General features: G+C 66.7%; 18 protein-coding genes and 1 pseudogene. 5 read left to right on the top strand and 14 right to left on the bottom strand.

What is annotated here, in order from left to right:
* Positions 1–6: 6 nt before the first annotated feature.
* From B9N97_RS08410 to B9N97_RS37005, 7 genes and pseudogenes are all read right to left on the bottom strand, one after another.
* Complete coding sequence (locus B9N97_RS08410; protein ID WP_085085261.1) at positions 7–1,377, bottom strand: O-antigen ligase family protein; 1,371 nt, start codon at positions 1,375–1,377, stop codon at positions 7–9.
* A gap of 7 nt (positions 1,378–1,384) precedes the next feature.
* A complete protein-coding gene (locus tag B9N97_RS08415) occupies positions 1,385–3,619 on the bottom strand; it encodes a GumC family protein (protein ID WP_085085263.1) in 2,235 nt (744 codons plus the stop codon).
* Between the two features lie 4 nt (positions 3,620–3,623).
* Positions 3,624–4,556, bottom strand: a complete 933-nt coding sequence (locus tag B9N97_RS08420; protein ID WP_143266532.1) for a hypothetical protein — start codon at positions 4,554–4,556, stop codon at positions 3,624–3,626.
* 350 nt (positions 4,557–4,906) lie between these two features.
* Positions 4,907–6,124 carry a glycosyltransferase gene (locus B9N97_RS08425; RefSeq protein ID WP_085085267.1) on the bottom strand — a complete coding sequence of 406 codons (1,218 nt, stop codon included), beginning with the start codon at positions 6,122–6,124 and terminating at the stop codon, positions 4,907–4,909.
* Between the two features lie 586 nt (positions 6,125–6,710).
* Positions 6,711–6,881, bottom strand: a pseudogene (locus B9N97_RS34855) (ISL3-like element ISMdi2 family transposase); the annotation flags it as partial.
* A 69-nt stretch (positions 6,882–6,950) separates the two neighbouring features.
* Entirely contained in the window at positions 6,951–8,147 is a 1,197-nt protein-coding gene (locus B9N97_RS08430) for an IS256 family transposase (RefSeq protein WP_085085269.1), read from the bottom strand.
* A gap of 638 nt (positions 8,148–8,785) precedes the next feature.
* Positions 8,786–9,190: a transposase gene (locus B9N97_RS37005; protein ID WP_143266537.1), complete on the bottom strand. Its 405-nt coding sequence runs from the start codon at positions 9,188–9,190 to the stop codon at positions 8,786–8,788.
* Between the two features lie 1,324 nt (positions 9,191–10,514).
* Here B9N97_RS37005 and B9N97_RS08440 point away from each other — a divergent pair.
* The gene (locus tag B9N97_RS08440) at positions 10,515–11,702 is read left to right on the top strand and encodes an acyltransferase family protein (protein ID WP_085085273.1); all 1,188 of its coding nucleotides are present in this window, start codon (positions 10,515–10,517) and stop codon (positions 11,700–11,702) included.
* Between the two features lie 39 nt (positions 11,703–11,741).
* Here the strand turns inward: B9N97_RS08440 and B9N97_RS08445 are convergent, their stop codons facing one another.
* Both B9N97_RS08445 and B9N97_RS08450 read right to left on the bottom strand, forming a co-directional pair.
* Complete coding sequence (locus B9N97_RS08445; RefSeq protein WP_085085275.1) at positions 11,742–12,233, bottom strand: DUF411 domain-containing protein; 492 nt, start codon at positions 12,231–12,233, stop codon at positions 11,742–11,744.
* Positions 12,234–12,273: 40 nt separating this feature from the next.
* Positions 12,274–14,493, bottom strand: a complete 2,220-nt coding sequence (locus tag B9N97_RS08450) for a heavy metal translocating P-type ATPase (RefSeq protein WP_085085277.1) — start codon at positions 14,491–14,493, stop codon at positions 12,274–12,276.
* Between the two features lie 92 nt (positions 14,494–14,585).
* Here B9N97_RS08450 and B9N97_RS08455 point away from each other — a divergent pair, with 92 nt between their 5' ends.
* Positions 14,586–15,008, top strand: coding sequence for a MerR family transcriptional regulator (locus tag B9N97_RS08455; protein WP_085085352.1), 423 nt, complete (start codon positions 14,586–14,588; stop codon positions 15,006–15,008).
* Between the two features lie 249 nt (positions 15,009–15,257).
* Entirely contained in the window at positions 15,258–17,522 is a 2,265-nt protein-coding gene (locus B9N97_RS08460; protein WP_085085279.1) for a hybrid sensor histidine kinase/response regulator, read from the top strand.
* A gap of 13 nt (positions 17,523–17,535) precedes the next feature.
* On the opposite strand, the gene B9N97_RS08465 is transcribed toward B9N97_RS08460, so the two are convergent.
* The 5 genes from B9N97_RS08465 to B9N97_RS08485 all read right to left on the bottom strand — a co-directional run bounded on the left by B9N97_RS08465 (position 17,536) and on the right by B9N97_RS08485 (position 23,197).
* Entirely contained in the window at positions 17,536–18,756 is a 1,221-nt protein-coding gene (locus tag B9N97_RS08465; protein WP_085085280.1) for a D-alanyl-D-alanine carboxypeptidase family protein, read from the bottom strand.
* A 109-nt stretch (positions 18,757–18,865) separates the two neighbouring features.
* Complete coding sequence (locus B9N97_RS08470) at positions 18,866–20,497, bottom strand: PAS domain-containing sensor histidine kinase (protein WP_085085282.1); 1,632 nt, start codon at positions 20,495–20,497, stop codon at positions 18,866–18,868.
* A gap of 124 nt (positions 20,498–20,621) precedes the next feature.
* On the bottom strand, positions 20,622–22,175 hold the full coding sequence (locus tag B9N97_RS08475) for a zinc ribbon domain-containing protein (protein WP_085085284.1): 1,554 nt from the start codon (positions 22,173–22,175) through the stop codon (positions 20,622–20,624).
* Between the two features lie 220 nt (positions 22,176–22,395).
* Positions 22,396–22,929, bottom strand: coding sequence for a translation initiation factor IF-3 (infC, locus tag B9N97_RS08480; protein ID WP_085085354.1), 534 nt, complete (start codon positions 22,927–22,929; stop codon positions 22,396–22,398).
* 55 nt (positions 22,930–22,984) lie between these two features.
* Positions 22,985–23,197 (bottom strand): hypothetical protein, encoded by a 213-nt coding sequence (locus B9N97_RS08485; protein ID WP_085085286.1) that lies wholly within the window; start codon positions 23,195–23,197, stop codon positions 22,985–22,987.
* 395 nt (positions 23,198–23,592) lie between these two features.
* On the opposite strand from B9N97_RS08485, the gene ypfJ reads away from it, so the two are divergent.
* Positions 23,593–24,516, top strand: coding sequence for a KPN_02809 family neutral zinc metallopeptidase (ypfJ, locus tag B9N97_RS08490; RefSeq protein ID WP_085085288.1), 924 nt, complete (start codon positions 23,593–23,595; stop codon positions 24,514–24,516).
* A 229-nt stretch (positions 24,517–24,745) separates the two neighbouring features.
* Positions 24,746–25,033 (top strand): HigA family addiction module antitoxin, encoded by a 288-nt coding sequence (locus tag B9N97_RS08495; protein ID WP_085085290.1) that lies wholly within the window; start codon positions 24,746–24,748, stop codon positions 25,031–25,033.
* The last annotated feature ends 9 nt before the right edge of the window (positions 25,034–25,042 follow it).

A 25,042-nucleotide genomic window follows, 5' to 3' on the forward strand; every position in this document is an offset into this window, starting at 1 on the left:
TCCGTCTCACAGATTCGTGGGGCATTTAGCGTCGTTCGGGTGAGCGACGGCGGTAGCCAGACGGGCAGTCCGCGCTGCGGCTGGTCCTAGAACGCGACCGGAATGCTCTGCGGTCGACCGGAGCTGAGTCGGCAGGCCGGACCGGCCGGGAAAGTGCACGCCGAGCGTAAGAACGGCGACGACCATCAGCGCCCAGAGCGCGCCGGTTCCTTGCAGGAGAGAGGATTCTAAAGCGTTATGGCCGATGCCAAAGGCGAGTAGTGCCATCGCAAGCAGGACCACATCTTGAGACTCGGACGTCAATGCGCCTGGACGGTAGCTCCAAATGCCAATGAAGGGGCGGAAGAGCGCCGCAACGCTCAGAGCAAGCCCCACTGTGCCCACGGAAACCATCACATCAAGGAAGCCGTTGTGCGCCTCGGTGTAGCGCGCGACTTGTTCGGAGGCTTCCCTCAAAGCCGGTGCCTTGTCCCCGACCGCCCAGAACGATCCATATCCGAACCCGGTTAACGGTGCTTCCATCGTCTTGCGCCAGACAAAGCTCCAGATCTCTGTCCGCCCGGTGAAGGTCACATCTCCAAAGGTTCCGCTCAGGACCACTGTCGCCGCATACACCGCTGGCGCCATCCCAACCGCTACGGCCACCAGCACCAATGCAAAGAGCCCTCGGTCAAAACCACGGCGCAATCCGGCGAGAAACACGGGGATCAGAGCCGCGGCCGCGGCAAACATGCCGAGACTGGTCCGCGATCCTGTCAGCACCAGAGCGGCGCCCCAAGCAAGACCACCGGCTACCAGCCAGCTGTTTCGCCGGGAAAGCCCGACAGACAGCCAAATCAGGGACGACACAGCGCAGGCGTACCCAGCGACATTCTTCTGTGGGTGCAATCCTTCGAGATGGCCTTCGTGGTCGAACGCCAAACCCGGCACGAAAAGTGCTCCCAGCAGGTTGGCTGCCATCACCCCGCCGGTGACCCCTAACAGTACACCCACCAAGCTGCGCGGCGACAGCGAAGCGCATAATAAGGCAAGTGCCCCGACTAGGCCGCCCGCGAGCACCCGGCGCGCTGCCAGATCAGGGACCGGCGACCACAGCACGCTGACAGCACACCACATTGCAAGAATAACAAGAAAAGGGTTCGAAGAAAGGATTGGCCCAAGCCGGCGTGCGCGGACGAGCAGGAGAGGGACGGCTAGAGCGAAGAGGCCGCTTATTAGCACTTGGCGCAGACCGTCGACCGCTCCAGACTTGTCGATCGACTCCGTGGACTCGGCTCCGAACGGTGTGCTTCCTACCATAAGGACGGCAAGAAAAGCGAAGCACACCACAGTCGCGAAGGGATCGCGCCGAGGTGACTGCAAGGCATCGTTCTGCATGGTGCGCTCACACCTTGTAATACCGTTTTAGCGCACGGTGGTAAGCCGCAGCGTCACCGCGTTCATAGTGGGGGAGATCGCGCACGTTGGCGCGCGTGACCACAACTCCAGAGACCCGACCGCCGAAGTCTTGAACACGGTCAATGCTGCTACGCACCAACTCGCGATCCGTTCGATTCCAGCGCACTAGGAAGACGGTCTCGTCGGCAAGGCGCAGCACGTTCAGAGTCTCGGACGCTGCGGCGACGGGTGCCGTGTCGACGATCACCAAGTCATAGCAACGACGAAGTGCAGTGTAGACATCAGCGAGCCGCTCGGAGGACGCGACCAGCACGCCCGCCGCTTCAGATGTCATAGATCCAGAGAGTAGGACATCAATTCCGCACGAAGCGGTCACCACCGCATCCACCGGATCTATCCCCCTGCACAAGCACTCCGAGAGCCCGGAATGCGAGTTAGCAAGACGGACGATTCTGTGCAGGTCGGGCTTACGCAGGTCAGCGTCCACAACAACAGCGCGCCGTCCAAGCGCGGCCATGATGATGGCGAGGTCCACCGCTGTTGAAGTCTTAGCTTCGCCAGAAAGCGAGGATGCCACGGCAACGACGCGGCCGGACACAGGGCCGTCTACGCGCAGCATCAGCGTGAGCGCAAGCCGGCGCAGTCCTTCGGCATAGACTGGATCCCGCTCGATGACATCGGTACCGGCCCGCCGGGCGCGCCCAGAGATAGCTGGCATAATAGCCATCGGAGTCACAGTTGCCACCTCTGCAACATCAGAGGCGCTACGGATCGAGGTACAGGTGCGGTCGCGCAGAAAGGCCACCATGAAGGCCAGTGCGGCTCCAAGTGCGCCCCCCCCGGCTGTCAATAGCCTGGTGCGTGGAAAGGACGGCACGCTTGGGGGCTCAGCCGTCGAAATGACGCGAGCGGGCAACTGTCCGAGGCTCATCCCGGCCACCACCTCCTTGGAGCGCGTCAGGAAATTCTCATAAAGCGTCCGCATGGCGCTAGTGCGCCGCTCCAAAGCGTTGATTTCAACAGCAGCCTGAGGATCGTATGCGATCTCCTGCGCGGCACGTAGCGCTTCTTCGGCTTGAACCCGCCAACGTGAGGCGCTTGCTGCCGCCAAGCGGGCTGAGGCGGCAATCCGCGTTATCTCGGCTGCTTGAGATGCCCGATTGGCTTCGAGCTGACGCAGGATACCCTGGCGGTCCGGATGGCGCTCGCCCAGGCGAGTAGCCATGTCCGCCGCTTGTCTCTTGAGTGATTGTTCCTGATCGCGTAGGCGGGCCATCGCCTCCGATGCGACTACACTCGGGTGTTCGGCCGCGCCACTAGGTGTAGCTGCCAAATTCTCGAGCTGGGTGGCTTGGTCCAGAGCCATTGCCTCGCGAGCTTGTGCCTGAACAAGCTGACGAACGAGAGCATCAATGCGCCGTGCCGCCGTGTCGTCGCCGAGCGTCCGGACTAGGCCAGCACGCGCACGGTAAGTTTGGAGTTCACGATCGGCTGTAGCGACCTGCTCTTGGAGTTCATTGACCTGCTTGGACAGCCAACGTGCAGCGTTTTCTGAAGCTTTGCGTTTTGCGGCGACCTCGGCTTCAGCGTAGAGCGCAACGAGGCGGTTAGCAATCCGCGCAGCCTTGTCTGGATCGTGTGAAGATACAGAAACCCGAACCACTTTGGAACGCCCCACCGGCTCGACCGCGATGCGCTGAGCAAGAGTCGTATGAACACTTTGCGAGGGAGAGGACAGCCCTTGGACGGGTCCAGCGCCAATGAGTTCGCGCAGCGCGCTGGAAACGGCCCATGCAGCCTGCGTCAAAGAAGCTGGCTCCCGAAGTAGCGAGTTGAACTCTGGGTCACGCTCAAGCGTCAGGTCGGCAGCGAGCGTCGCCAGCAGATCTCGGGAATGGAGCACGGCAACCTTCGAAGCGAAGGCCTCCGGGTCTATTTCCGCTTCATCCGGAACCCCAGGAAGGACACGAACGGCCGTTTCGGGTTCTAAGACAATTTCAGTTGAAGCCGTGTAAAGGGGCTGCACCGCCCCTGCCCACAAGCCAGCCAGCAAGGCCCCGACGACAGCGGAAACCGCGATCATAACCCGAGCGCGCCACGCCAATCTCCAGAGGCGCCGCACGTGCCAAAATAGATCTTCGCCGCCGTCGGGAGAGCCGCGCCCAGTCCCTTGGACGCACGCTTGTAGGATTGGCCCCCGTGTGCCGAATGCGTCGGTCATGGTCTCAATCTCCTTGCGCTGCGTCGAGTTGGTCTGCTTGCAGGCATTCCGTTGCAGGCAGCGTGCGCAGTCGCAACCACCCGGAAATAGTAAAAGCCAGCGCCGCGGCGGCCCCTGCACCGGCAATTCCAGCAACGGGCACGAGAATTGTGAGGAATGTTGCTGACATCACTGCGGTCGCTAGGTTGCACATGGCCATTGCTGCATCGAGTCCTGCGGTGTATTGCGCCATTGCCCCGAAGTCAGACAGGGTCCGTACAACCGTGCCGGCCATGACTGCCCAGAAGATGGTGGAGATGTTGGTATTGACGGGAAGCACACCGGCGAGTGGCGCTCCCACCTGGAATGCAAGGCCGATTGCCGTGGAGATCGCCACAGCCGCCACAGCCGTACGGTTGGCAAACGATCTAGCCAACCTTCGGTGCGAAGCTGCGCCGCCGATCCGCCACGCGCGGATAAGCCTCGGACGCTGGATCTGCATCACACCCATAGTGACCAGGGTGTTAGCTGCGTTTGCCACGGACCAGAACAAGAAATACGTGCCCGCGGCCTCAATCCCAAGGAATAGCGAAACAAGGTAGCGGTCCAGGTAAAGCCCAGACACTGCCGCCAGGTCAGCAGCATAGAGAAGCCGAGCGCGCCACAGGGCGTCCGTGATTGTGGAACGCCGCAGCGCAGTCCTGGCGGCCGAACGCCAGAGCCAACGCCTTGTCACTGCAGCGAAGATCGCAACGCCGGCGAACCCGCCACAAGCCCATAAAACGAGCACCCATTCCAAAGAGCGAAACTGGGGAAAAGCGACCGCAACCGCTAAGTAGATGATCACCCAAGCCGCCGAGCGCACGAACATCGCAACGTTGGCGAGGAGGGGGCGCGAACGGTTGCTGAGGACATGGAAGATATCATTGTTGATGTGCTCTAAGAAGGTGACAGCCACCGCCAAACACAACCAGTCCGGCGCCGCTCCAGCCGCACAGAACCCTATGCCAACGACCAGAATTGCGGTGTAGCCGATCCCAGCGATTCCCCAAGCCCGGCACATGGCGCCAGCCACCGTTCCGCCGTCTTGCGCTTCTGCGTCGCGGGCGATTAGGTGTGTCAATCCTAGCCCTAAGAGCACAGGCCCGACAGCGGCCCCCCCCGCAACTAGGCCGTATGCTCCTAAGGCCTCTAGGTCGAGATAGCGCGCGAGGAACATGACAAGCAGCAGCCGGCACCCCATTGCTGCGCCTCGTGTCACCGCTATGAAACTTGCGGCGGCGGATGATCGATGGTCCCAGGAGGCGGTCACTGGACCTCCTCCGCTGCAGCCCCACCGACGGTACGAACACGCACCATACGCGGGGCTGCAAGAAGGCGCGTGTAGAGGTCGTTAGTTGCGGCTATGCAGGCGTCAGCCGAGTAATTCGCTGCCACATGCGCCTTGGCGTGTGCGCCGAGCTCAAGCCAACGTTTGCGGGGCGTCCTCGCAAGCAGATCGGCCAGAACATTTGGGTCGTCGGCTTCGAACAAAAGGCCCGTTTTACCGTCGATAACAAGTTCAGGGAGACCTCCCACCGCACGAGCAAGCACCGGGCATCCGTACGACATGGCCTCGGCGGCGGACAGCCCAAAAGCTTCCCAACGCGATGGAACGACCACCACGTCGGCGTTGGCTAGGTAAGAACGGATTTGCTCGGCGTTGAGCCAGCCTGTCAAAGTGACATTCGGCAGTGTCGGCGGAGTCCACCGCGGATCATCCGCGGCCCCGATCGCGATTAGGCGGACGGGGGCATGCTCTAGCCGCTCCATCGCCGAAAATAGCAAATCTGTGCCTTTAGCGTTGTCGAATCGACCTACATAGAGGACATCAACCCAATCTGGACCCGAACGATCAAACGGCAACCATGGTGCCGTATCCGCAGGGATCGGCACACCGTTGGGAATAACGGCTAGTTTTCCGGCTGAAAGCCCAGCGCGGAGGCCGACTGCTTGTTCATTGCGGCTAACACAAATAATTGCGTCGCATAAGGATTCAAGAACCCGCTCTGCAGCCTCGTAGGCGATTTGACGCACGCGATCAACCTTCATAATGAACGGCCAACCGTGGGGACAGTAGACCACCTTAGGGTGCCGGATTGGCCGCATGCACGCGAGAACCACCCGTCCCACAGCGCCAGCGAATGTGCTGTGCAGGTGGACCACGTCAGGGTCTTCTCTCCACACCGTCACGGCAAGCCGCACGGCAAAGCGGAATAGAGAGGAGGGGTTTCGCCCCGATCGTCGGAAGGTCTCGACCCGCACACTGAGCCCCCGCATCTCATCAATCTGCTCCTCAGGGACAAGGAGGACGGCGTTGTTTTCGCAGTATATCTTTAACTGTGATGTAAGGAGGCGGAGTACTGTTGCCACCCCCCCTTTTACTGTTTCTGCCGCATGTAGGACTTTCACAGCAGGTGTGTCTGGGGAAGGAGGGTTGGGGAGAACCGATCTTGGCAGGCTCCCCGGAGCTTTAGTGCCCGGCATTTGATCGCAAAGAAGGGGAACTTGCACAGCCGCCACCTGTTGTTGTTAGGGACTGCTCTCAGGCGTGCTAATAAAGTTACTTAGGCAATCCTCTGCCTCCAAACAGCAAGATGGCGGGCTGACCTAAAAACCTGAGGTTTCCTCGGTTTAAGTAAGCTGTTTCATTGAATCGGTATCAATGGCGGTGAAGAAGCCCAATGAATTTTTCTCAGTCCACCCTTCCGGTTCAAACTAGATATCGATCGGAGGCAGGTGGGTTACGGTCGAGTAGAAGTCACTACACGAAAGTAATCTTCAACTTTTATGGACTATGTCATGACGACATTCCTTGGCGTAAGGACAATTTTCTGGCCTTGCGCCGGTGCTTACGTGCTTGGCATGGATACAGCTTCGGATACGAGCACCGCTGCGAAGCGACGTTTTGAAGAGTACGTGTGTGCCCTAGGGGCGGTGGTCGGTAACGATGCACGCTGCCGTGGCCTGACGTATGGCCCGATAATCACGGTAAGAATGGCGACAATCAGGGGCTCTTCCGCACGCCCAATGATATAAAATCTAAGATTGATTTTATTTACGGGCAGCGCTGTTACACAGCGGCCAGAACCCGGCTTCGCAACAGGTCGTGCTTTGCTCGACCGCAAATTTGCCACTTCAGCTCTTTCAGCCGGTTGATCTGCCCTTCAACCGGGCTGGTGCTCCATGGTTCGGTGATGGCGGCGCGCACCGCCGCCTCGTCCCGCATCAAGCCGTCCGCAAAGGATCGTGCCCCGGCACGTGGTGTACGAGCGAAGTGGTTTGTCATCGCTCTCCGGCAGGTTGGGCCGGATCAGGTTGCCACAGCGGACAACCTGGAGACGTCAGTATGCCCCAACGGCGTCATGGTCTCCAAGCTCATGTAGCGGCGGCTGGCCGCCCACTCATCATTTTGCTCCAGCAGGATGGCCCCTCCCAGTCGGAAGATCGCCGCTTCATTGGGGAATATGACGACGACGTCGGTGCGCCGCTTGACCTCGCCGTTGACGCGCTCGAGGGGATTGGTCGAGCTGATCTTGGTCCAATGGTCGGGATGGAAGTCCATGTAGGCGAGGACGTCGTGTTCGGCCTCGTCCATCAGCGTGGCAAGCTTGGGGAAGCGCTCGCGCAGGCTATCGGCGACTTGGCGCCATTGCCGGTGGGCGGCCTTGGCGGTCTCCTGGGCGAAAGCCGTGCGGATCGCCGCTGCCACCATCGCGCGTTGCGGTGCAGCCACGTGTGCCATCGCATTGCGATAAAAATGGATCCGGCACCTCTGCCACGCCGCCCCGAACACCTTCGCGGCGGCCGCCTTGAGGCCCTCATGCGCGTCCGAGATGACCAGCTTCACGCCGCGCAGGCCGCGCCGCATCAGCGCGCGCAGGAACTTGGTCCAGAACACCTCAGCCTCGGAAGGCCCGATGTCCATGCCCAGCACCTCGCGCCGCCCATCGGTGTTCACGGCCACCGCGATTATCACCGCCACCGAGACGATGCGCCCGGCTTCGCGCACCTTCACGTAGGTGGCGTCGATCCACAGGTAGGGCCAGTCACCCTCCAGTGGTCGGTTCAGGAAGGACTGCACCCGCTCGTCGATGTCAGCGCACAAGCGGCTGACCTGGCTCTTGGAGATGCCGGTCATCCCCATGGCCTTGACCAGCTCATCGACACTGCGCGTCGAGACGCCCTGGATGTAGGCTTCCTGAATGACCGCCGTGAGCGCCTTCTCCGCTGTCCGGCGCGGCTCGAGAAAGCCAGGGAAATAGGAGCCCTTGCGCAGCTTGGGGATCTGCAAGGGGATGGTTCCGGCCCGGGTATCCCAGGCCCGCTCCCGGTAGCCGTTGCGCTGGTTGACGCGCTCGGCTGTGCGTTCGCCATGCTCGGCGCCGCACAGGCTGTCCACCTCCAGGTTCATCAAGCTCTGCGCGACGTAGCCGATCATTTCGCGCAGAAGATCCGTATCCGAGCCCTTCTCCAGAAGCTCGTGAAGCGCCATTCTGTCCATGGTCATCGAGGTTCTCTCCAGCAGCGTTCAAGGTGTTGCAACCCGAACCTACCGGAGATCTTCGATGACCGCCCCGCTGTGGATAAGCGGCCCGCCTACGCCAGCTTTTGGGGGCGCTTCGGCGGGCCGCTTACCCACAGCTCGTACACCACCTCGCGGGACGCAGCCCCGCAAAGGCGCGCAGGGCACTGTCGCGTGCGGTCGTGATCCAGACATTGAACCCATCGGCGCGGTGCTCCGAGAGCAAGGCCGTGAAGGCCTTGGTCAAGTCCGCCGCCCGAATGAGGTCCGGAGCGGCGGTGGCGAGACCGGCCACGAAAGTCGTTTCCTCCGGCTTGAGTTGCTCGGCCGACTGGGTCAGCAGCTATGCGCAGCGCCGGCCCGACGGCAGCTTCCAAGCGGCGGTGATCGTCGCCTCCGTAACGGTCGTAGTGACGGGCTCACGGGCCGGGTTGCGGGTGTGCTGTCTGCACGCCCAGCGGAAGAGGGTCTGAACGCTGGCGGTGCAGCCTTGCTCCTTCAGTTCCTGATGAAGTTGAGCGGCGCTGTGACATCCCTCCCGCCAACGACGTTCCAAGTATGCCTGAAACTGTCGAGAACCGTTCGCCCATGGGGACGCACATGGTCCGGTGCGCCATCGGCGGCTAGCCAGAGCGTTCGACGGAGCGGCGGCTCATCCCCAACACCGGGGCAATCAGCTTGGGCGGCACCCCTTGATCGCGCAGACGCCGGATTTCCGCAATGCGCTCCTCGCGGTGGTGCCGGTTGGCCTGCCGGGTCCGCTCCAGCTTTGTCCCGGAAACCGCCGGCTCGTCTGGTGGTGCGGCCCTTTCGGCCGTCCCAGCGACCCTGCGGGCCGCGTGCCGGATCGCGCGGCGATGCCGATTGGCCACCGAGCGCAGAGCGTCGCCAAGGTTGCACCACAGATGCCACCGGTCACAGACCTGCCGCGCCTGTGGAGCGCCCCGCCGGATGCCGTCGGCGAAGACGCCGGCCCGATCGCCGGCGACCACCTCAACGGCGGGATGGTGGCGTAGCCGCGCGGCCACACTGTCCGCCTAGCGGTCCGGGGAGCAGATCCAGCACCCGGTTGCGTTCCAAATCGACGAGGATGGTGCCGCAACGCAGGCCGCGTCGCCACGCCCATTCGTTCACGCCAACCACGCGAGGCGGCGGATACGCTGCGGTCGGAGTGGCCCGGATCAGGCGCAGCAGCGTGTCGCCGCTAACCGGCATGCCGAGACGGCGTGCCAGGTGCGATCCGGGCTCGCCTCTAGCAGCTAGGCCGATGTCCCGTTGCGCCCGGACCAGACGGGGCGTGCGTCGGGCCTTGGGCAGGGCAACATCCGGCAGGCGTTCGGTGAAGATACGGTGCCGGCACGTGATGACCGGACAGCGGAACCGACGTGTAGTTTGCCCTGCCAGGGCAGATCAGCGAGACGGCGCAAGTAGGTGCTGTGAACACGAGCGGACATGTGGCCGCACAACGGGCAAACGGACTTGCTTGCCGTTGGCTTGCCGACGAGAACAATGCGATCCACCGTTGGAAGAAACTGAAAAATGGTGAGACCGGCCGGAAGAACAGCGTGGGGATCGATGAGCAACGGCTACTCGGAAGCTGGAGAGTGCGACATCCGTCTATATGAGCATGCTGTGATGAGATAGCATCTCTATCCGCAGCACGGGAAGTGAACTTAGCCGCGGCATGATGGTGTTGTCCGCAACCCTATCAGCCATTAGATGTTTTGCACCAAAAGTGCGGAAGAGCCCCTGATTGTCACGCTTTCCATTCTGATTGTCGCGCCATAGGCGGGCACAGGGAATGGGGCCGGGAGACGGCCTTCGGTCACCAAGCCAGTGGACTGCCGCGTGGCTCGACCGAGAAGCCGTCGCCTTTGGGTGATGGAGTTCTCATGTCTTCGCAGATGCTATCGCCGTCGGAAGCATCTTCCGGCCCCGCCGGGTCACCCGAGCCGCTGGATGGCGACAGGGAACCTGACCACCAGGAGCAGGGCACCCCAGCTTCGTCCGGTCTCGATCACGTCGCCGCCTCCACGGGCCCCCCACGCGGATGATCGTCGGCTCGCTCCAGGGGCTTGGCGATGTTGGAAGGGGAATGGTGCGTGCTCATGCCGCCGATCCTATCCCTCGGAGCGGATATTTCAACGCACAGGCCCGGGATGTCCGGGATCACCCGAACGGGAGGGGCCCAGTGCCGGTGGTCGCGGGGCAGGGCCGCCATGGGTAGGATCGGCGATCCTTCGGAATAAACCTCCCGCGTCCTTTTTTTACCCCCACAATCAGTCGTAGGTTTTGTTGCTCTTTCAAACAGCTTTTCCAAGAAACGCCTTTGAACATCACCCGGAGGTTCCCATGCGGTTCCCGGTGCTCGACGGCTGGCGTGGCCTGTGCGCGTTATGCGTGGCCCTGTACCATTTGCACAGCATCGATCATTTCCACAGGCTCGACTTCGTGCGCGGCAGCTATCTTTTTGTCGATTTCTTCTTTGTTTTGAGCGGCTTCGTCATCGTCCACGCCTATTCCGGCCGCATCGGCGGCGGGCAGGAGGCCGGGACCTTCCTGGTCCGGCGGTTCGGCCGGGTCTGGCCGCTGCATGCGGCGGTGCTGCTGGCCTTCGTGGCGCTGGAATGCGTGAAGGCGGTCTCCGGACCGGCCGGCGGCCATGCCGGAACCGCCGCCTTCACCGGGACCTATGCGCCCTCGGCCCTGGTCAGCAACCTCGCCCTGGTCCATGCGCTGGGGGTGGAGGATCAATGGACCTGGAACATCCCGAGCTGGTCGATCAGCGCGGAGTTCTTCGTCTACATCACCTTCGCCATCCTCTGCCTGACGGTGCGCCGGCCCGGCGTGCTGGCCGTGGCGATGGGCATGCTCGCCGTCGCCGGCGCCCTGGTGGTGATGCGCTTTTCCGCCAACCACATCGACACCAGCATCGACTACGGCTATTTCCGCTGCCTCTACGGCTTCTTCACCGGCTGCCTCGTCTACCGGCTGTATCGGGCGGCGGCCGGCTGGCAACCGCCCCGCCTTGCCGGCGGGCTGGCCGAGGCGGGGGCGCTGCTGGCGGTGGTGGCCTTCGTCTCGGCCGCGGGGGGCAACGCCCTGTCGCTGGCGGCGCCGCTGCTGTTCGGGCTGGTGGTGTGGGTGTTCGCCTTCGAAGCCGGGCCGGTCTCCCGCCTGCTGGCGACCTCGCCCTTCCAACGGCTGGGCGCCTGGTCCTACTCGATCTACATGGCGCATGCCCTGATGATCGCCGTGCTGCAGAAAGGTGCGACGGTGATGCAGGGGGTCCTCGGCCGGCCGCTGGTTGTCGAGCGCAAGGTGGAGGGCGCCAGCGACCGGCTGCTCTCCTTCGGCGACGCCTGGGTGATGGATCTGGTGAGCGGCGGCTACCTGCTGGCGGTGGTCGCCCTGTCGGCCCTGACCTACCGCTTCATCGAGCTGCCTGGGCAGGCGATGGTCAACGGCATGCTGGTCCGGTCGCGCAAAGCCGCGCCGGCCAACCCGCCGGCCAACCCACCGATGGTCGAGGCGGCCTGAACGCCGCCCCCGGCCATCGGCACCGGCGCATCGGGCCCGTCAATGCCGGGCGAAAACCTGCGGTCCGCCGGCGCCGCCGAACAGCATGACCTGATAGGGCTGGCCGACGCCCATGTCCATGCCGGGGGCATCCTGCGGCATGCCGGGGACCGCCAGCCCGCGGGCCTGCGGCCGTTCGGCCAGCAGCAGCCGCACGTCGTCGGCCGGCACATGGCCCTCCAGCACATAGCCGCCGACCCGCGCCGTGTGGCAGGAGGCGAGGTCGTCCGGCACGCCGGCGATGCGCTTCATCGGCGTCACGTCGTCGACGGTGTGGACGGTGACCTCGAAACCGGCGGCGCGCATATGCCGCACCCAGCCTTCGCAGCATTCGCAGCTCGCGGCCTTCCAGACCTCCACCGCGGCCCCTCCGGCGGGAACGGCGGCGCGGACCAGGCCCGGCAGCCCCATCGACCCGAGGCCGAGCGCCAGAACGGCCGCCAAGGCTCCTTGCGCCGCCCCCCGCATCATCGTCCGCCGCGTCATGCTCATGGAGTTTCTCCTAACGAAGTCAGTTCTCCGGTCCGAACACTCAAGCACGGACGGACAGAAGGCGCAGGGCGTTGGCGGTGACCAGCACGGTGGCGCCGGTGTCCGCCAGGATCGCGGGCCACAGCCCGGTGACGCCCAACACGGTGGTGAGCAGGAAGACAGCCTTCAAGCCCAAAGCCAATGCGATGTTTTGCCGTATGTTGGCCATGGTGCGGCGTGACAACGCCACCATCGCCGCCACGTCGCCGACCCGGCCGTGCAGGATGGCGGCGTCGGCCGTCTCCAGCGCCACGTCGGTGCCGCCGCCCATCGCGATGCCGACATCGGCGGCGGCGAGCGCCGGGGCGTCGTTGATGCCGTCGCCGACCTTCGCCACCCGCTGCCCGCCGGCCTGGAGGCCGCGGACGATGCGCAGCTTGTCGTCCGGCAGCAGTTCGGCATGCGCCGTCATGCCCAGCATCCCGGCGACCGCCCCGGCGGTCCGGGCATTGTCGCCGGTCACCATCAGCGAGCGGATGCCGGCACGGTCCAGCGCCGCGATCCCGCTGCGGGCGTCGGGGCGCGGCTCGTCGCGCATGGCGATCAGACCGGCGGCGATGCCGTCCACCAGCAGGACGGAGACCGTCTTGCCGGCCTCGGCGAAGGCGGTTGCCTGCTCCGCCTGCGCGGCGTCCAGGGCGGCGGCCTGGGGCGACAGCAGCGCCACCTCGCGGCCATCCACCCGGCCGGTCAGGCCGGCGCCGGGCAGGGCGGTGACCCCGTCGGCAGCCGGCGGGGCGATGCCGCGTTCGGCCGCCGCTGCCAGGATGGCGCGGGCCAGCGGGTGGCTCGACCCGGCTTCCAGCGCCGCGGCGTCTGCCAGCAGTTCCGCCTCGCTTCCCCGCAAGGAAACCAGATCGGTGACGCGGGGCCTGCCCTCCGTCAGGGTGCCGGTCTTGTCGAAGGCGACGGTGGTGATGCGGCCCAACGCCTCCAGCACTGCGCCGCCCTTCAGCAGCAGCCCGCGCCGGGCGCCGTTCGACAGGCCGGCGGCGATGGCCGCCGGGGTGGAGATCACCAGCGCGCAGGGGCAGCCGATCAGCAGGACCGCCAGGGCACGGTAGATCCAGTCCGTCCAGACGCCGCCGAAGGCCAGCGGCGGCACCAGGGCGACCAGGGCCGCCACCCCGACGATGCCCGGCGTGTAGAAGCGGGCGAAGCGGTCGATCAGCCGTTCGGTCGGGGCCTTGCCCGCCTGTGCCTCCTCCACCAGCCGGACGATGCGGGCGACGGTGTTGTCGCGCGCCGCGGCGGTGACGCGGACGCGCAGCGCGCCGTCGGCGTTGATGGTGCCGGCGAAGACCGCATCGCCCTCGCGTTTAAGCTTCGGCACGCTTTCGCCGGTGACGGGGGATTCGTCGACGGCGCTGCGGCCGGACAGCACGATGCCGTCGGCCGCCACCCGGTCTCCCGGCCGCACCAGGATGACGGAGCCGACGGCCAGCCCGGCGGCGGGAACGGCCTGCGGAGCGCCGCCGTCGCGTTCCAGCAGCGCGGTGTCGGGGACCAGCGCGGTCAGGCCGCGGATGCCGGCCCGCGCCCGGCCGGCGGCCACCCCCTCCAGCAACTCGCCGATCAGGAAGAGGACCAGGACGGTCGCCGCCTCCTCCACCGCGCCGATCAGCAGCGCGCCGATGGCGGCGACCGTCATCAGCATCTCGATGGAGAAGGGGGTTCCGGCCCGTGCCGCCGCCAGGGCGCGGCGCGCCACCGGAACCAGCCCGACCAGCAACGCCAGCGGGAAGGCCCAGGGCTCCGCCGCCGGCACCAGCAGGCCGAGGACCGTCGCGGCGGCCAGAGCCGCACCGGCCGCCATGGTCAGCCGGGCCTTGCCCCCGCGCCACCAGGGCGCCTCATCCGCATCGCCGTGGGAGTGAGAATGGGAATGGGAGTGCGAGTGGGCGGCGTCGGACCCGCAGCAGCCCCCGCCGCAAGCCGCAGCCGGGCCGTCCGCGACCGGATCGGCGGGGATGGCGCCATAGCCGAGCGCGGCCAGCGGACGGACCACCGCGTCGGCGTCGAGCATGTCCTCATGGGAGACGGCCACCGTGCCGGCGGGCACCGACACCCGCACCTCGCGGACCCCCGGCACCCGGCGCAGCGCCGTCTCGATCTTGGCGGCGCAGGATCCACAATCCATGCCGGAAACCCGGTAGCGGCTGGTGCGCAGGGCGTCGCCGGTCTGCGTCCCGGACTGGGAATCGGAAAGGGATCCGTGCATGGGAAAGGCTCCTCGATCATGGCCGGTTGCCGGCAGCTCCCGCAAAGCCTAGATCCTCCAGCGACTGGAGGATCAAGAGGGAAATGCCGACCATGTCCAGCCTGACCATCGGCGCGCTCGCCAAGCGGACCGGCGTGAAGATCCCGACCATCCGCTATTACGAGAGCATCGGCCTGCTGCCGGAGGCGCCGCGCACCGGCAGCAACCGGCGCAGCTACGACGACGGGGCGGTCAACCGCCTGCGCTTCATCCGCCATGCCCGCGAGCTGGGCTTCGAGGTGGAGGCGATCCGCCAGCTGCTGACCATGGCCGACGATCCGGGCCGGCCCTGCCGCGAGGCCGACCGGCTGGCCCGCACCCATCTGGCCGAGATCGAATCCCGGATCGCCCGGCTGGAGGCCCTGCGCGACGAGGTGCGACGGATGGTCGAGGGCTGCGCCCAGGACCAGGTGCGCAGCTGCCATGTGATCGAGGTTCTGGCCGACCACGCCCACTGCCTGCACGACCGGCATTGACGGAACAGCCCCCTCCGGGACGAAGCGCCGCAGCGGACAAGCGGGCCCTATGACCTGCAGCCGGTTGCCCGGGGGGCGGCGGCGTCTATAGTCACGCCTATGTAGTGTCGAAACCTTCCGTGCTTCTGGACGGCGAACGCCACTTGGCCCGTTGCGCTTGGGCCGTCACGGGAGGAAGCGGATCGTCATGGCGACAGGATCGGGGATGGATGCGGGCGCGGCGGTGAGGACGGAACGGGTACGGACTTCATGCTGCGGCTTCTGAGAACCAGCCGTCCGCTCCAGCGCATCGGGGCGCTCGGCGTGGCCGTGCTGGCGGTGCTGTGCGGCGGCACCGCGATCGTCCTGAACCGGCTGCATGACGAAACGCTGGCCGAGGCCACGCTGGGCCTGCGCACGCTCAACGCCTCGCTGGCCGAGCAGACGGCCCGCACCATCGAAGGGATCGACCTGACCGTCGGCGGGGTCGCCGAGCAGATCCCGCTTGAGAACCGGCGCAGCCTCGAGGCCTTCAAGCGGCTTCGCTTCGAGCGGCAGGTTCATGAAATCCTGAAGGCCAAGGCGTCCAGCCTGCCGCAGTTGGAGGCGCTGAGCCTGGTCGCCGCCGACGGCAGTCTGGTCAATTTCACCCGCCAGTTCCCGGCGCCGACGCTCGACCTGTCCCGGCGCGACTATGTCCTGGCGTTCAAGGACGGCGATCCCCGACAGGCCTATCTCAGCCGGCCGACGAAGAGCATGGTCACCGGGGAATGGACGCTCTACATCGCGCGGCGCGTGAACGATGCGAATGGCGGGATGGTCGGGGTGGTCGTCGGGGCCATCCGCCTGTCCTATTTCGAAGAGTTCTACCGCAGCCTCCACGTGGTTCCGGGCAGCGGCTTCAGCCTGTGGTGGCGCGACGGCATGCTGCTGGCACGCTTCCCGCCGGTGCCGGACAAGATCGGAACCCTCGCCGCCGACTCCGCCATCGACAGCCAGATCGCCCTGTCCGGCACCGCCAACGCCACCCTGCAGCGCTCGATCGACGGCAAGGACCGCATCCTGTCCATCCAGCTCCTGCGCAACTACCCCTTGGTTGTCAGGGTCAGCCGGACGCGGGAAGAGGTCCTGGCCCGCTGGCGGAGCCAGGCCGTCTTCATCGCCGGTGCCGGGTTGGTCAGCATGGTGGCGCTCGCCCTGATGCTGTGGGCGATGGCGCGCCAGTTCCTGGCCTACGAGACCGCCAACCGCGCGCTCGGCGAGCGCCGGCAGGCGGTCAAGGCCCGCGACGAGGCGGAGGAGCATGTCCGCCAGTTGCAGAAGATGGAGGCGCTGGGCCAGCTGACCGGCGGGGTGGCCCACGACTTCAACAACCTGCTGCAGGCGGTGCGCTCCAGCCTGCACATGCTGGAGGCCGGCGGCGAACTCCGCGGGAAGGAAAGCCGCCGGGCGCTGGAGGTGGCAAGCCAGGCGGTCGACCGCGGCGCCACCCTGACCCAGCACCTGCTGGCCTTCGCCCGCCGCCAGCGGCTGGCCCCGGCGCCGGTCGACCTCGGCGCCCAGGTGGCGGGGATGGCGACGCTGCTGGAACGCACGCTGGGTGACGCCATCCGCATCCGCATCGACCGCGACGACGCCGTGCCGCCGGCCCTGGTCGATCCCCACCAGTTCGACATCGCCCTGCTGAACCTCGCCATCAACGCCCGCGACGCCATGCCGGACGGCGGCAGCCTGACCATCGCCGTCACCAGCCTGTCGGTGGGAGCGGGAAAGGACAGGGGCACGGGGACGGGCGACGGGATCTCTCCGGCCCTGGCCCCCTCTCTGGCACCGGGCGGCTATGTCGCCGTGACCGTGCGCGACAGCGGCACCGGGATGCCGCCGGAGGTGCTGGCGCGGGCCTGCGACCCCTTCTTCACCACCAAGCCGGTCGGCCAGGGCAGCGGGCTGGGGCTGAGCATGGTGCATGGCCTGACGGCGCAGTCCGGCGGCGGCATGCGCCTGGAAAGCCATCCCGGTCTCGGCACCGCGGTGACGCTGTACCTGCCCCACGCCCCGGTTCCGGTGGACGGCGGGTCCGACGCACCCGCCGGGACCGCCGCCGGAAACCAGCCGCTGTCCGTGCCAGCCGCCGCCCCGTCCCCCGCCCCAGCCCCGTCGGCCCCCGCCCCGTCGGCCAATGTGCGCGTGCTGCTGGTCGAGGACGACGCCCTGGTCCGCATGGCGAACGCCGCGGTGCTGGACGAGGCCGGCATCCTGGTGTCGGAGGCTTCCAGCGGCGAGGAGGCCCTGGCTCTGCTGGAGGCGGACGAGGGGATCGGCGTCCTGGTCACCGACTTCGCCATGCCCGGCATGACCGGCGCCGACCTGACCCGCCTCGTCCGCCGTCACCGCCCCGGCCTGCCGGTCCTGATCGTCACCGGCTATGCCGAGAAGGCGGTGCTGCAGGATCTGGGGCGCGAGCCCGGCATCCGCATCCTGTCCAAGCCGATCCCGCCGGCGGCGCTGATCGGGCACATCATGGCGGCGCTTTAGAAAGCACCGTGCGTCAGCCGCCCCGCACCGGGAAGCAGCCACGTCCGGCCGTCTTCAGGGCGCTGCAGGCCGCGTCGGCGGTCGCGGCGGGAAATCCGGTCAGGCGGGCCTTGTAGAGACCGCCGGAACGGATCACCGCGGGACTGGCGCCGGCGGCGAGGCTTCCCAGACGCTTGGCCGTGTCGCGGGCGCTGCGCACCGCGGCGGCATGGCTGGCGAAGGCGCCGACCTGGATGGACCAGGAGCCGCCGGCCGATTTTCTGGCAGCGGCTTCCGTGGCGGCCGGCTTCACCGAAGGAACGGCGACGCTCACCGCCGTGCTGCGTTCGGCGGTCGAGGCGCTGTTCTTGGTGATCACCAGATCCGGCTGCACCGGCGCCGGCCGGGACGGGCTGGTCCGGCGCTTGAAGCCGGCATCCAGCAGGTCGGCGACGCGGTCGTCGCGGGCGGCGGCGCTGTGCCCGCCCAGCACCACCGCGATCAGGCGGCGGCCGTCCCGCACCGCCGAGGCGGCAAGATTGAAGCCGGACGCGGCGATGTAGCCGGTCTTGATGCCGTCCATGCCGGGATAGCGCGCCATCAGACGGTTGTGGCCATAGACCGTATCGCCCTGCCAGTCGAAGCTGCGGCGCTTGAAATAGGCGTAATATTTGGCATGGCTGCGGATCAGCGCCCGGGACAGGATCGCCATGTCGCGCGCCGTCGTCCGCTGCAGCCGGTCGGGGAGGCCCGAGGCGTTGCGGAACACCGTGTGGCGCATGCCGAGCCGGCGGGCGCGCGCCGTCATCTTTTTGGCGAAGGCCGGCTCATTGCCGCCCAGCGCCTCGCCCAGCACCACCGCAACGTCGTTGGCCGAGCGGGTGACCAGCGCCAGGATCGCCTGCTCCACCGTGATGGTGCTGCCGGGCGCCAGCCACAGCCGCGACGGCGGCATCGAGGCGGCATGCCGCGACACCACGAGCCTCTGGTTCAGCCGCAGCGCGCCGCGGTCCAGCGCCTCGAAGGTCAGCATCAGCGTCATCATCTTGGTCAGCGAGGCCGGGTAGGTCAGCCGGTCGGCATTGTGCGCCCGCAGGACCTTGCCGCTGTGCGCGTCCATCAGGATCTCCGCGGCGACCGGCGTCCAGGCCTTCTTGGCCGACCTCCTGGCCGAGGCCGGCAGGGGCGCCAGCAGGACCGCGACAATGGTCAGGGAGAGCAGCAGCAGCGTCGAAACGCGGGCGAGCAGGGGCATCGTCTCTGGTCCGGCGGTTGGTGCAGCCCCGCTGCGGCGCGGGCGCTGTCGGCGTTGCGGGTTCCCCCTTATTCAAGACGGGAGAGGGCGGGGCGGCTGCCGGGCGGCGTCATCCGTCGGACAGGATCGAACGGACCATGGCGCGGAAGGCATCGACCGCCACCGGCTTGGCCAGCATGCGCATGTTGCGGCCAAGCCCATCCTCGCCATCGCCGGCCCTGTCGTCCAGGGCCTGGAAGGCATAACCGGTCAGGAACAGCACTTTCAGATCGGGATAATGCGCCTGCGCCGCCTCCGCCAGCTGGCGGCCGTTGAGGCCGGGCAGCCCGACGTCGGTCACCAGCAGGTCGACCGGCGGCTTCGCTTCCGGCCCTGCCGCGGCCTCGCTCAGACGGGCGAGCGCCGCGGGGCCGTCGGCGGCCTCCTGCACGGTGTAGCCGTCGCCCTCCAGCACCTCCACCAGCAGCATGCGGACCAGTTCCTCGTCCTCCACCACCAGCACCGTGCCCCGCCCGGCCCGGCCGGTGGGCGGGGCGGGGACGGCGGTGGGGGCAGGGGCGGGCTCTGACTGCGCGGCGGCGTCCTGGTCGCGCGGCAGGTGGAGATGCACCGCGGTGCCGCGGCCGACCGCGCTGTCGATGCGGACGAAGCCGCCGGACTGGCGGGCGAAGCCGTAGAGCTGGCTCAGCCCCAGCCCGGTGCCCTGGCCGATCGGCTTGGTGGTGAAGAAGGGTTCGAAGACGCGGGCGAGCACGTCGGGCGGCATGCCGGTGCCGCTGTCGCGCACGGTCAGCACGGCATAGTCGCCGGGCTCCAGCCCCGGTTCGTTGGCGAGATCGGCCGGCCGCAGGCTGGCATTGGCGGTCTCCACCGTCACCGATCCGCCGGCCGGCATGGCGTCGCGGGCGTTGATGACCAGGTTGAGCAGGGCGCTTTCGATCTGGTTCACATCGGCATGGACGGGCCACAGCGGCTCCGCCAGCCGGCGCTCCAGCCGGATCTCCTCGCCCACCGAGCGGCCCAGCAGGTCCCACAGCCCGATCACCAGCAGGTTGAGGTCGGTGCGCTCCGGCTTCAGCGGCTGGCGCCGGGCGAAGGCCAGCAGGCGCCGGGTCAGGCCGGCAGCCCGGTCCACGGCGGCGCGGGCGGTTGCCGAGAAGGGGGCGATGTCGGTGCGGCCGGCCGAGAGGCGCTGCTCGATCAGTTCCAGGCTGCTGCTGATGGCCTGCAGCAGATTGTTGAAGTCGTGGGCCACCCCGCCGGTCAGCTGGCCGACCGCCTCCATCTTCTGCGCCTGGGCCAGGGCCTCGCGCGCCTCGTCCAGCGCTTCCTGGGCCTTGCGGCGTTCGGTGATGTCGCGGGTGATCTTGGCGAAGCCGCGCAAAGTCCCGGTCTCGTCGCGGATGGGATCGATGACGACGCTGGCCCAGAAGCGGGTGCCGTCCTTGCGCAGGCGCCAGCCCTCCGCCTCGAACTTGCCCTCCGACAGGGCGGTGGCGAGCGCGCGCTGCGGCACGCCGGCGGCGCGGTCCTCCGGCGTGTAGAAGCTGGAGAAGTGGCGGCCGATGATCTCGTCGGCGGCATAACCCTTCATCCGGGCCGCCCCCGGATTCCAGCTGCGGATGACGCCGGTGGGGTCGAGCATGAAGATGGCGTAGTCGACCACGCTCTGGACCAGCAGGCGGAACTGCCGTTCGCCGGAGATGGGCTCCCAGGCGGGCGCGACACGTTCGTCCTTCATAACAACGACTTTCCGGAACAAAGGAGGAAGCAAACTTCCCAATGATCCGCGCTCGATGCCGACAGGGTCAATAACCCAATACGAATATCCAGGTATAGGTGCTATCGCCTTGACGCAAATTACTCTAGAAGGTTTGTGTCTCTGGCGATTTCATGGACGCCTCATGGCGTTCGGCTGACCTCACCACGGCCGACGGCTTGCCCCCGAAATAGGGGTTGGTCAGACGCGGGTCGGCGGGGGCACCCCGGCTCCCGGTTCTGCCCGAGCGGAATGCTCGGACACGTCGCTCCCCGAACCCGCGCACGAGTTCGGCAAGGACCGCCGCCTTCCCCTGGAACAGCCAACCGTTGGGGCGCGCACGGCGCGCTTCGATGTTGGCCGCCGCATTGAGGTCGGCGTGCAACTCATGGCCACACCAGAGACACACGAAGGTCTTCTGGTCGCGGCGGTTCCGTTTGTCCACGTAGCCGCAACACGAGCAAGTCTGCGACGTGTACGCGGCGTTCACCTCGGAGGATGTGATTCCAAACCGTTCCTCCAGATCGCGGAGTTTGTCCTGGATGACCTTGCGCCCGCAGTTGCGCAGGATCGCGTTCAGACGCCGCGACAGGTCGGAGTGGCGGAAGTCCAGCCGCTCCAGCACCAGCTCCGCGGGCTTGTCCTGCTCAACGAGCCGGTTCAGCACACGGCCGACTTCGGTGCGCAGGAAGCCGCGTACGTCTTCCACCAGCGCCTGATAGCGACGGCTGTCGCGCGGCTTGCGTCCGGCACGCTGCTGGCTGGCCGCGATCATCGAGAGCAGCGCGTCGTAGCGCTTGAGACGATTCAGCCATCCTTGGCCGAGCAACTGGCCCTCACTGGTCGCGAACAGCGTGGACAACCCGAAGTCCAAGGCGAGGACGCCGCTGCCCCGGTAGTCGGCCCGGCTTCTGGCGCAGGCCTCTCCCATGTCAGTGATGACGCCGAAGGTCAGGTGGCCGTCACGCTCGTTGATCTGGATGCCATTGGTGATCCTGCCAGGGCGCTCAGCATGGTAGGTGTAGGTGAGCAGCGGGACGGCGATCTTCCGGCCCTTTGCCAGCGTGGAGAGGGTCACCCACCAACCGACCGCGCCGCTCTGCGTCGCCGTCACAGGCCGGGCGATGCTGCCCGCGCGGTGGTCGAGGCGCATGGAGAGGCGTGACAGGTCGGGCTTGCGGTGCGGCGCCATGCAGTGGCGCATGATGGTGCGCGCCAGCCGCCGGACGGCGTCTGGGATGGCCTCGCCGGTGTCCTTCATCACCACGGCGCCGCACCGGAACCACGCGCCCAGGACGTTGATGGTGTGCAGCATGTGCTTGGTGGCGGGCGGCAGCGTGCTGCGGTTCACCGTGTCACGGAACTCGTTGGCGCGGTTGCTGATCCAGCCCTGCAGTTGTCCGACGACCTGCCAGCGGGCCATCTGGACGCGGTTGGCCGCGCCGATGACGGCGGCGAAGGTGACCTTGTCCTCATCAAAGTTCTTGTCGAAGCGGCCTGTCTCGAAGAACAGCCGCCACTGCTCCCGGCCCAGCAGGACCGCGCCCCGGCGGTAGGCCCGCAGCAGCGCCAACACTGCCGTCTCTTTGGCTGCCGTCAGGTTCGATGGCAGCAGGTCGGTGCGATGAACGGGCGGATGATCGTACTTCCTTCGGGGCATCGTAGAACTCCCGTCAGGACGCTATAAAGCAGCGTTGGTTTCAGATCGAGCCATCCATTACGGATTGGTGTCGGCCTTATCCAAACAGAGGGCAGCTTTCCTCGGACTTAATTGATCTTCGGCCCGAGACACTGGCGTAGGATTTTCCATCATCCAAAGAACGTCATAGCAGAAGGTGCGGGGCGGCGGACCGCCCCGCAGGTTCCCTTTTGGCCAGGGCTCAGCGCGGAGCCAGCACCATGACCATCATACGACCTTCGACCCGGGGCATCTGCTCGACCTTGGCGATGTCCTGGAGCTGGTCGCGCACGCGGACGAGCACGTTCAGACCGAGATCCTGGTGCGCCATCTCGCGACCGCGGAAGCGCATGGTCATCTTGACCTTGTCGCCTTCCTCGATGAAGCGGACGGCGGAGCGCATCTTCACGTCATAGTCGTGATCGTCGATGTTCGGCCGAAGCTTGATTTCCTTCAGCTCGATGATCTTCTGCTTCTTCCGCGCCTCGTTGGCCTTCTTCTGCTCCTCGAAACGGAACTTGCCGTAATCGAGGATCTTGCAGACGGGCGGATCCGCCTGGGGCGCCACTTCGACGAGGTCGAGGTCGGCATCCGCGGCGGCTTCCAGCGCTTGGCGGAGCGGCACCACGCCGACCATCTCGCCGTCGGCGCCGACGAGGCGGACCATACGGGCGGTGATTTCACGGTTGAGGCGCGGGCCTTCGCGGACGGGGTCCGCGTCGTAGAGCTTGGCTATGGTGATCTCCTGTGGTCGTGGATGGGTAGAAAGGGACGAGCCCGGGCCGAGAGACTCAGCCCAGGATGTCGAGCACAATCTGCCGCACTTCGCTCCGGGTCAAGCCGGACGGCTCCGGATTGGAGCGGAAATCGGCCTTTTTGCCCTCGACTGCGGCGAATTGGCCTGCCGAAAGGCGGGTGGCGGCCAGCTGGGCCGGCGCAAGCGCGGGCTGGGCGGCGAAATGGCCGGCGGTCTGCGAAAGGGCGGAAACGATCTGGGTCGTCATGAAAATCCTCCAGGCCGGATGGGCAGACCGATGGATTCGGTGCCGGCCGGCTCTTCGTTGTGCGTGTCATCGTGAAACGGGAACCAAAGCCGCGCACTGCGCCGCAAGAGGCTCCGATAAAGCGGAACAGCCCCGGTACGGGCATGTTCCAAAAGGCCGGCGTCCCCGGAAAAGGCTCCCTCCCGCCGGGACGGGAAAGGTGGGGAACGCACCGCGCGGGCGGTTTCACCCAGACGGTTTTCGGCCTTTTCCGAGATGGGGAGCCGGCCAGGATTTTCAAGCCGTTCCACACCGGTTCTCCGCCTTGCCGCGGGCTCCGCAGGGAACGTGGGAAGCCCCTGATGGTTTCGTCTCCACCGGCCCGTCGGGCCGGCCAGTGACGATGGAGGGTGGCGATGCGGTGGCAGGGCGGACGGGAAAGCGAGAATGTCGAGGACCGCCGCGGGCAAGGCGGCTTCAGTGGGGGCGGCCTTGGTGGCGGCTTCGGCGGCAGGGGCGGCGGCATCCGCATCGGCAAGGGCGGGCTGGGCATCGGCGGGGTCGTCGTGGTGCTGCTGGTGTCGATGGTGCTGGGGGTCGACCCGTCGGTGCTGCTGGGCGGCGGCGAGCAGGCGGACCGGGGCACGGCCGGGCGGACGCAGATCGGCGAGGCCGCCCCACGCAGCCAGGCCGACGACGAGCTGAAGCGCTTCGTCTCCGTCGTGCTGGCCGACACCGAGGACACTTGGCAGGGCCTGTTCCAGCAGATGGGGCGCCAGTACCAGGACCCGACGCTGGTGCTGTTCACCGGCACGGTGGCGTCGGGCTGCGGCCGGGCGCAGGCGGCGATGGGGCCCTTCTACTGCCCGATGGACCGGAAGCTCTACATCGACCTCGGCTTCTACCGCGAGCTGCGCGACCGCTTCCAGGCGCCCGGCGACTTCGCCCAGGCCTATGTCATCGCCCATGAGGTCGGCCACCATGTGCAGAACCTGCTGGGCATCTCCGACAAGGTGCAGGCGGCCCAGCAGCGGGCGGGTGGGCAGGCCGAGGCCAACGCCCTGTCGGTGCGGCTGGAGCTGCAGGCCGACTGCTTCGCCGGCATCTGGGGCAACCACGCCAACCGCGACCGCCGGATGCTGGAACCCGGCGACGTCGAGGAGGCGCTGACCGCCGCCAGTGCCATCGGCGACGACCGCCTGCAGCGTCAGGCGCGCGGCACCGTCAGCCCCGACAGCTTCACCCACGGCAGCTCCGCCCAGCGCGTCCGCTGGTTCCGCACCGGCCTGGAAAGCGGCCGGCTGGAGGCCTGCGACACCTTCGGGACGGACCGGCTGTGAGGGAGAACCGCAGGCCGGCGGGGAGTTGAGGCGACGGGCAAGATCAAAACGGATTGCACGGATGTCCGGACCGGCACCGTGCCGGCTGTCCGGGAGCAGCACCGAAGCGGAGAAGCATTCGTGAAATCCGTGGCTAAATCCCGTGTCGATCTTGTCCTCCGTTGCGCGGTCGATCGGGGCTATGATCCACGCACCCCACGGTTCTATCGCAGTCACCGACAGGTGCATCATGAGCCATCCCGCCACCGACACTCTGCCGCCCATCCATCCCGGCGAGTTCCTGCACGACGAGTTGGAGGCGCTGGGCCTGAGCGCCCGGCGCTTTGCCGAGCATATTGGCGTGCCGCCCAACGCGGTGACCGAGATCATGAATGGCGAGCGCCGGATCACCGCTCCGATGGCGTTGAGGCTGGGCAAGGCCTTCGGAACCGACGCCCGCTATTGGACCAACCTGCAAAGCATCTTCGAAACCAAGGTCGCGCGGGCGGAGATCGGCGATGCACTCGACCCGATCTGAGCGAGGCTG

The sequence above is a fragment of the Azospirillum oryzae genome, assembly GCF_900177515.1.
In the GTDB taxonomy this organism is placed as follows: domain Bacteria; phylum Pseudomonadota; class Alphaproteobacteria; order Azospirillales; family Azospirillaceae; genus Azospirillum; species Azospirillum oryzae_A.

What these genes read in the sequence shown, in the direction of transcription:
- B9N97_RS08475 (WP_085085284.1), bottom strand. Translation starts at nt 22,175, where the DNA reads ATGCCCCGAAGGAAGTACGATCATCCGCCCGTTCATCGCACCGACCTG.
- B9N97_RS08470 (WP_085085282.1), bottom strand. Translation starts at nt 20,497, where the DNA reads ATGAAGGACGAACGTGTCGCGCCCGCCTGGGAGCCCATCTCCGGCGAA.
- B9N97_RS08455 (WP_085085352.1), top strand. Translation starts at nt 14,586, where the DNA reads ATGTCCAGCCTGACCATCGGCGCGCTCGCCAAGCGGACCGGCGTGAAG.
- B9N97_RS08495 (WP_085085290.1), top strand. Translation starts at nt 24,746, where the DNA reads ATGAGCCATCCCGCCACCGACACTCTGCCGCCCATCCATCCCGGCGAG.
- B9N97_RS08415 (WP_085085263.1), bottom strand. Translation starts at nt 3,619, where the DNA reads ATGACCGACGCATTCGGCACACGGGGGCCAATCCTACAAGCGTGCGTC.
- B9N97_RS08450 (WP_085085277.1), bottom strand. Translation starts at nt 14,493, where the DNA reads ATGCACGGATCCCTTTCCGATTCCCAGTCCGGGACGCAGACCGGCGAC.
- B9N97_RS08440 (WP_085085273.1), top strand. Translation starts at nt 10,515, where the DNA reads ATGCGGTTCCCGGTGCTCGACGGCTGGCGTGGCCTGTGCGCGTTATGC.
- B9N97_RS08485 (WP_085085286.1), bottom strand. Translation starts at nt 23,197, where the DNA reads ATGACGACCCAGATCGTTTCCGCCCTTTCGCAGACCGCCGGCCATTTC.
- ypfJ (WP_085085288.1), top strand. Translation starts at nt 23,593, where the DNA reads ATGCGGTGGCAGGGCGGACGGGAAAGCGAGAATGTCGAGGACCGCCGC.
- B9N97_RS08460 (WP_085085279.1), top strand. Translation starts at nt 15,258, where the DNA reads ATGCTGCGGCTTCTGAGAACCAGCCGTCCGCTCCAGCGCATCGGGGCG.
- B9N97_RS08465 (WP_085085280.1), bottom strand. Translation starts at nt 18,756, where the DNA reads ATGCCCCTGCTCGCCCGCGTTTCGACGCTGCTGCTGCTCTCCCTGACC.
- B9N97_RS08410 (WP_085085261.1), bottom strand. Translation starts at nt 1,377, where the DNA reads ATGCAGAACGATGCCTTGCAGTCACCTCGGCGCGATCCCTTCGCGACT.
- B9N97_RS08425 (WP_085085267.1), bottom strand. Translation starts at nt 6,124, where the DNA reads ATGCCGGGCACTAAAGCTCCGGGGAGCCTGCCAAGATCGGTTCTCCCC.
- B9N97_RS08445 (WP_085085275.1), bottom strand. Translation starts at nt 12,233, where the DNA reads ATGAGCATGACGCGGCGGACGATGATGCGGGGGGCGGCGCAAGGAGCC.
- B9N97_RS08430 (WP_085085269.1), bottom strand. Translation starts at nt 8,147, where the DNA reads ATGACCATGGACAGAATGGCGCTTCACGAGCTTCTGGAGAAGGGCTCG.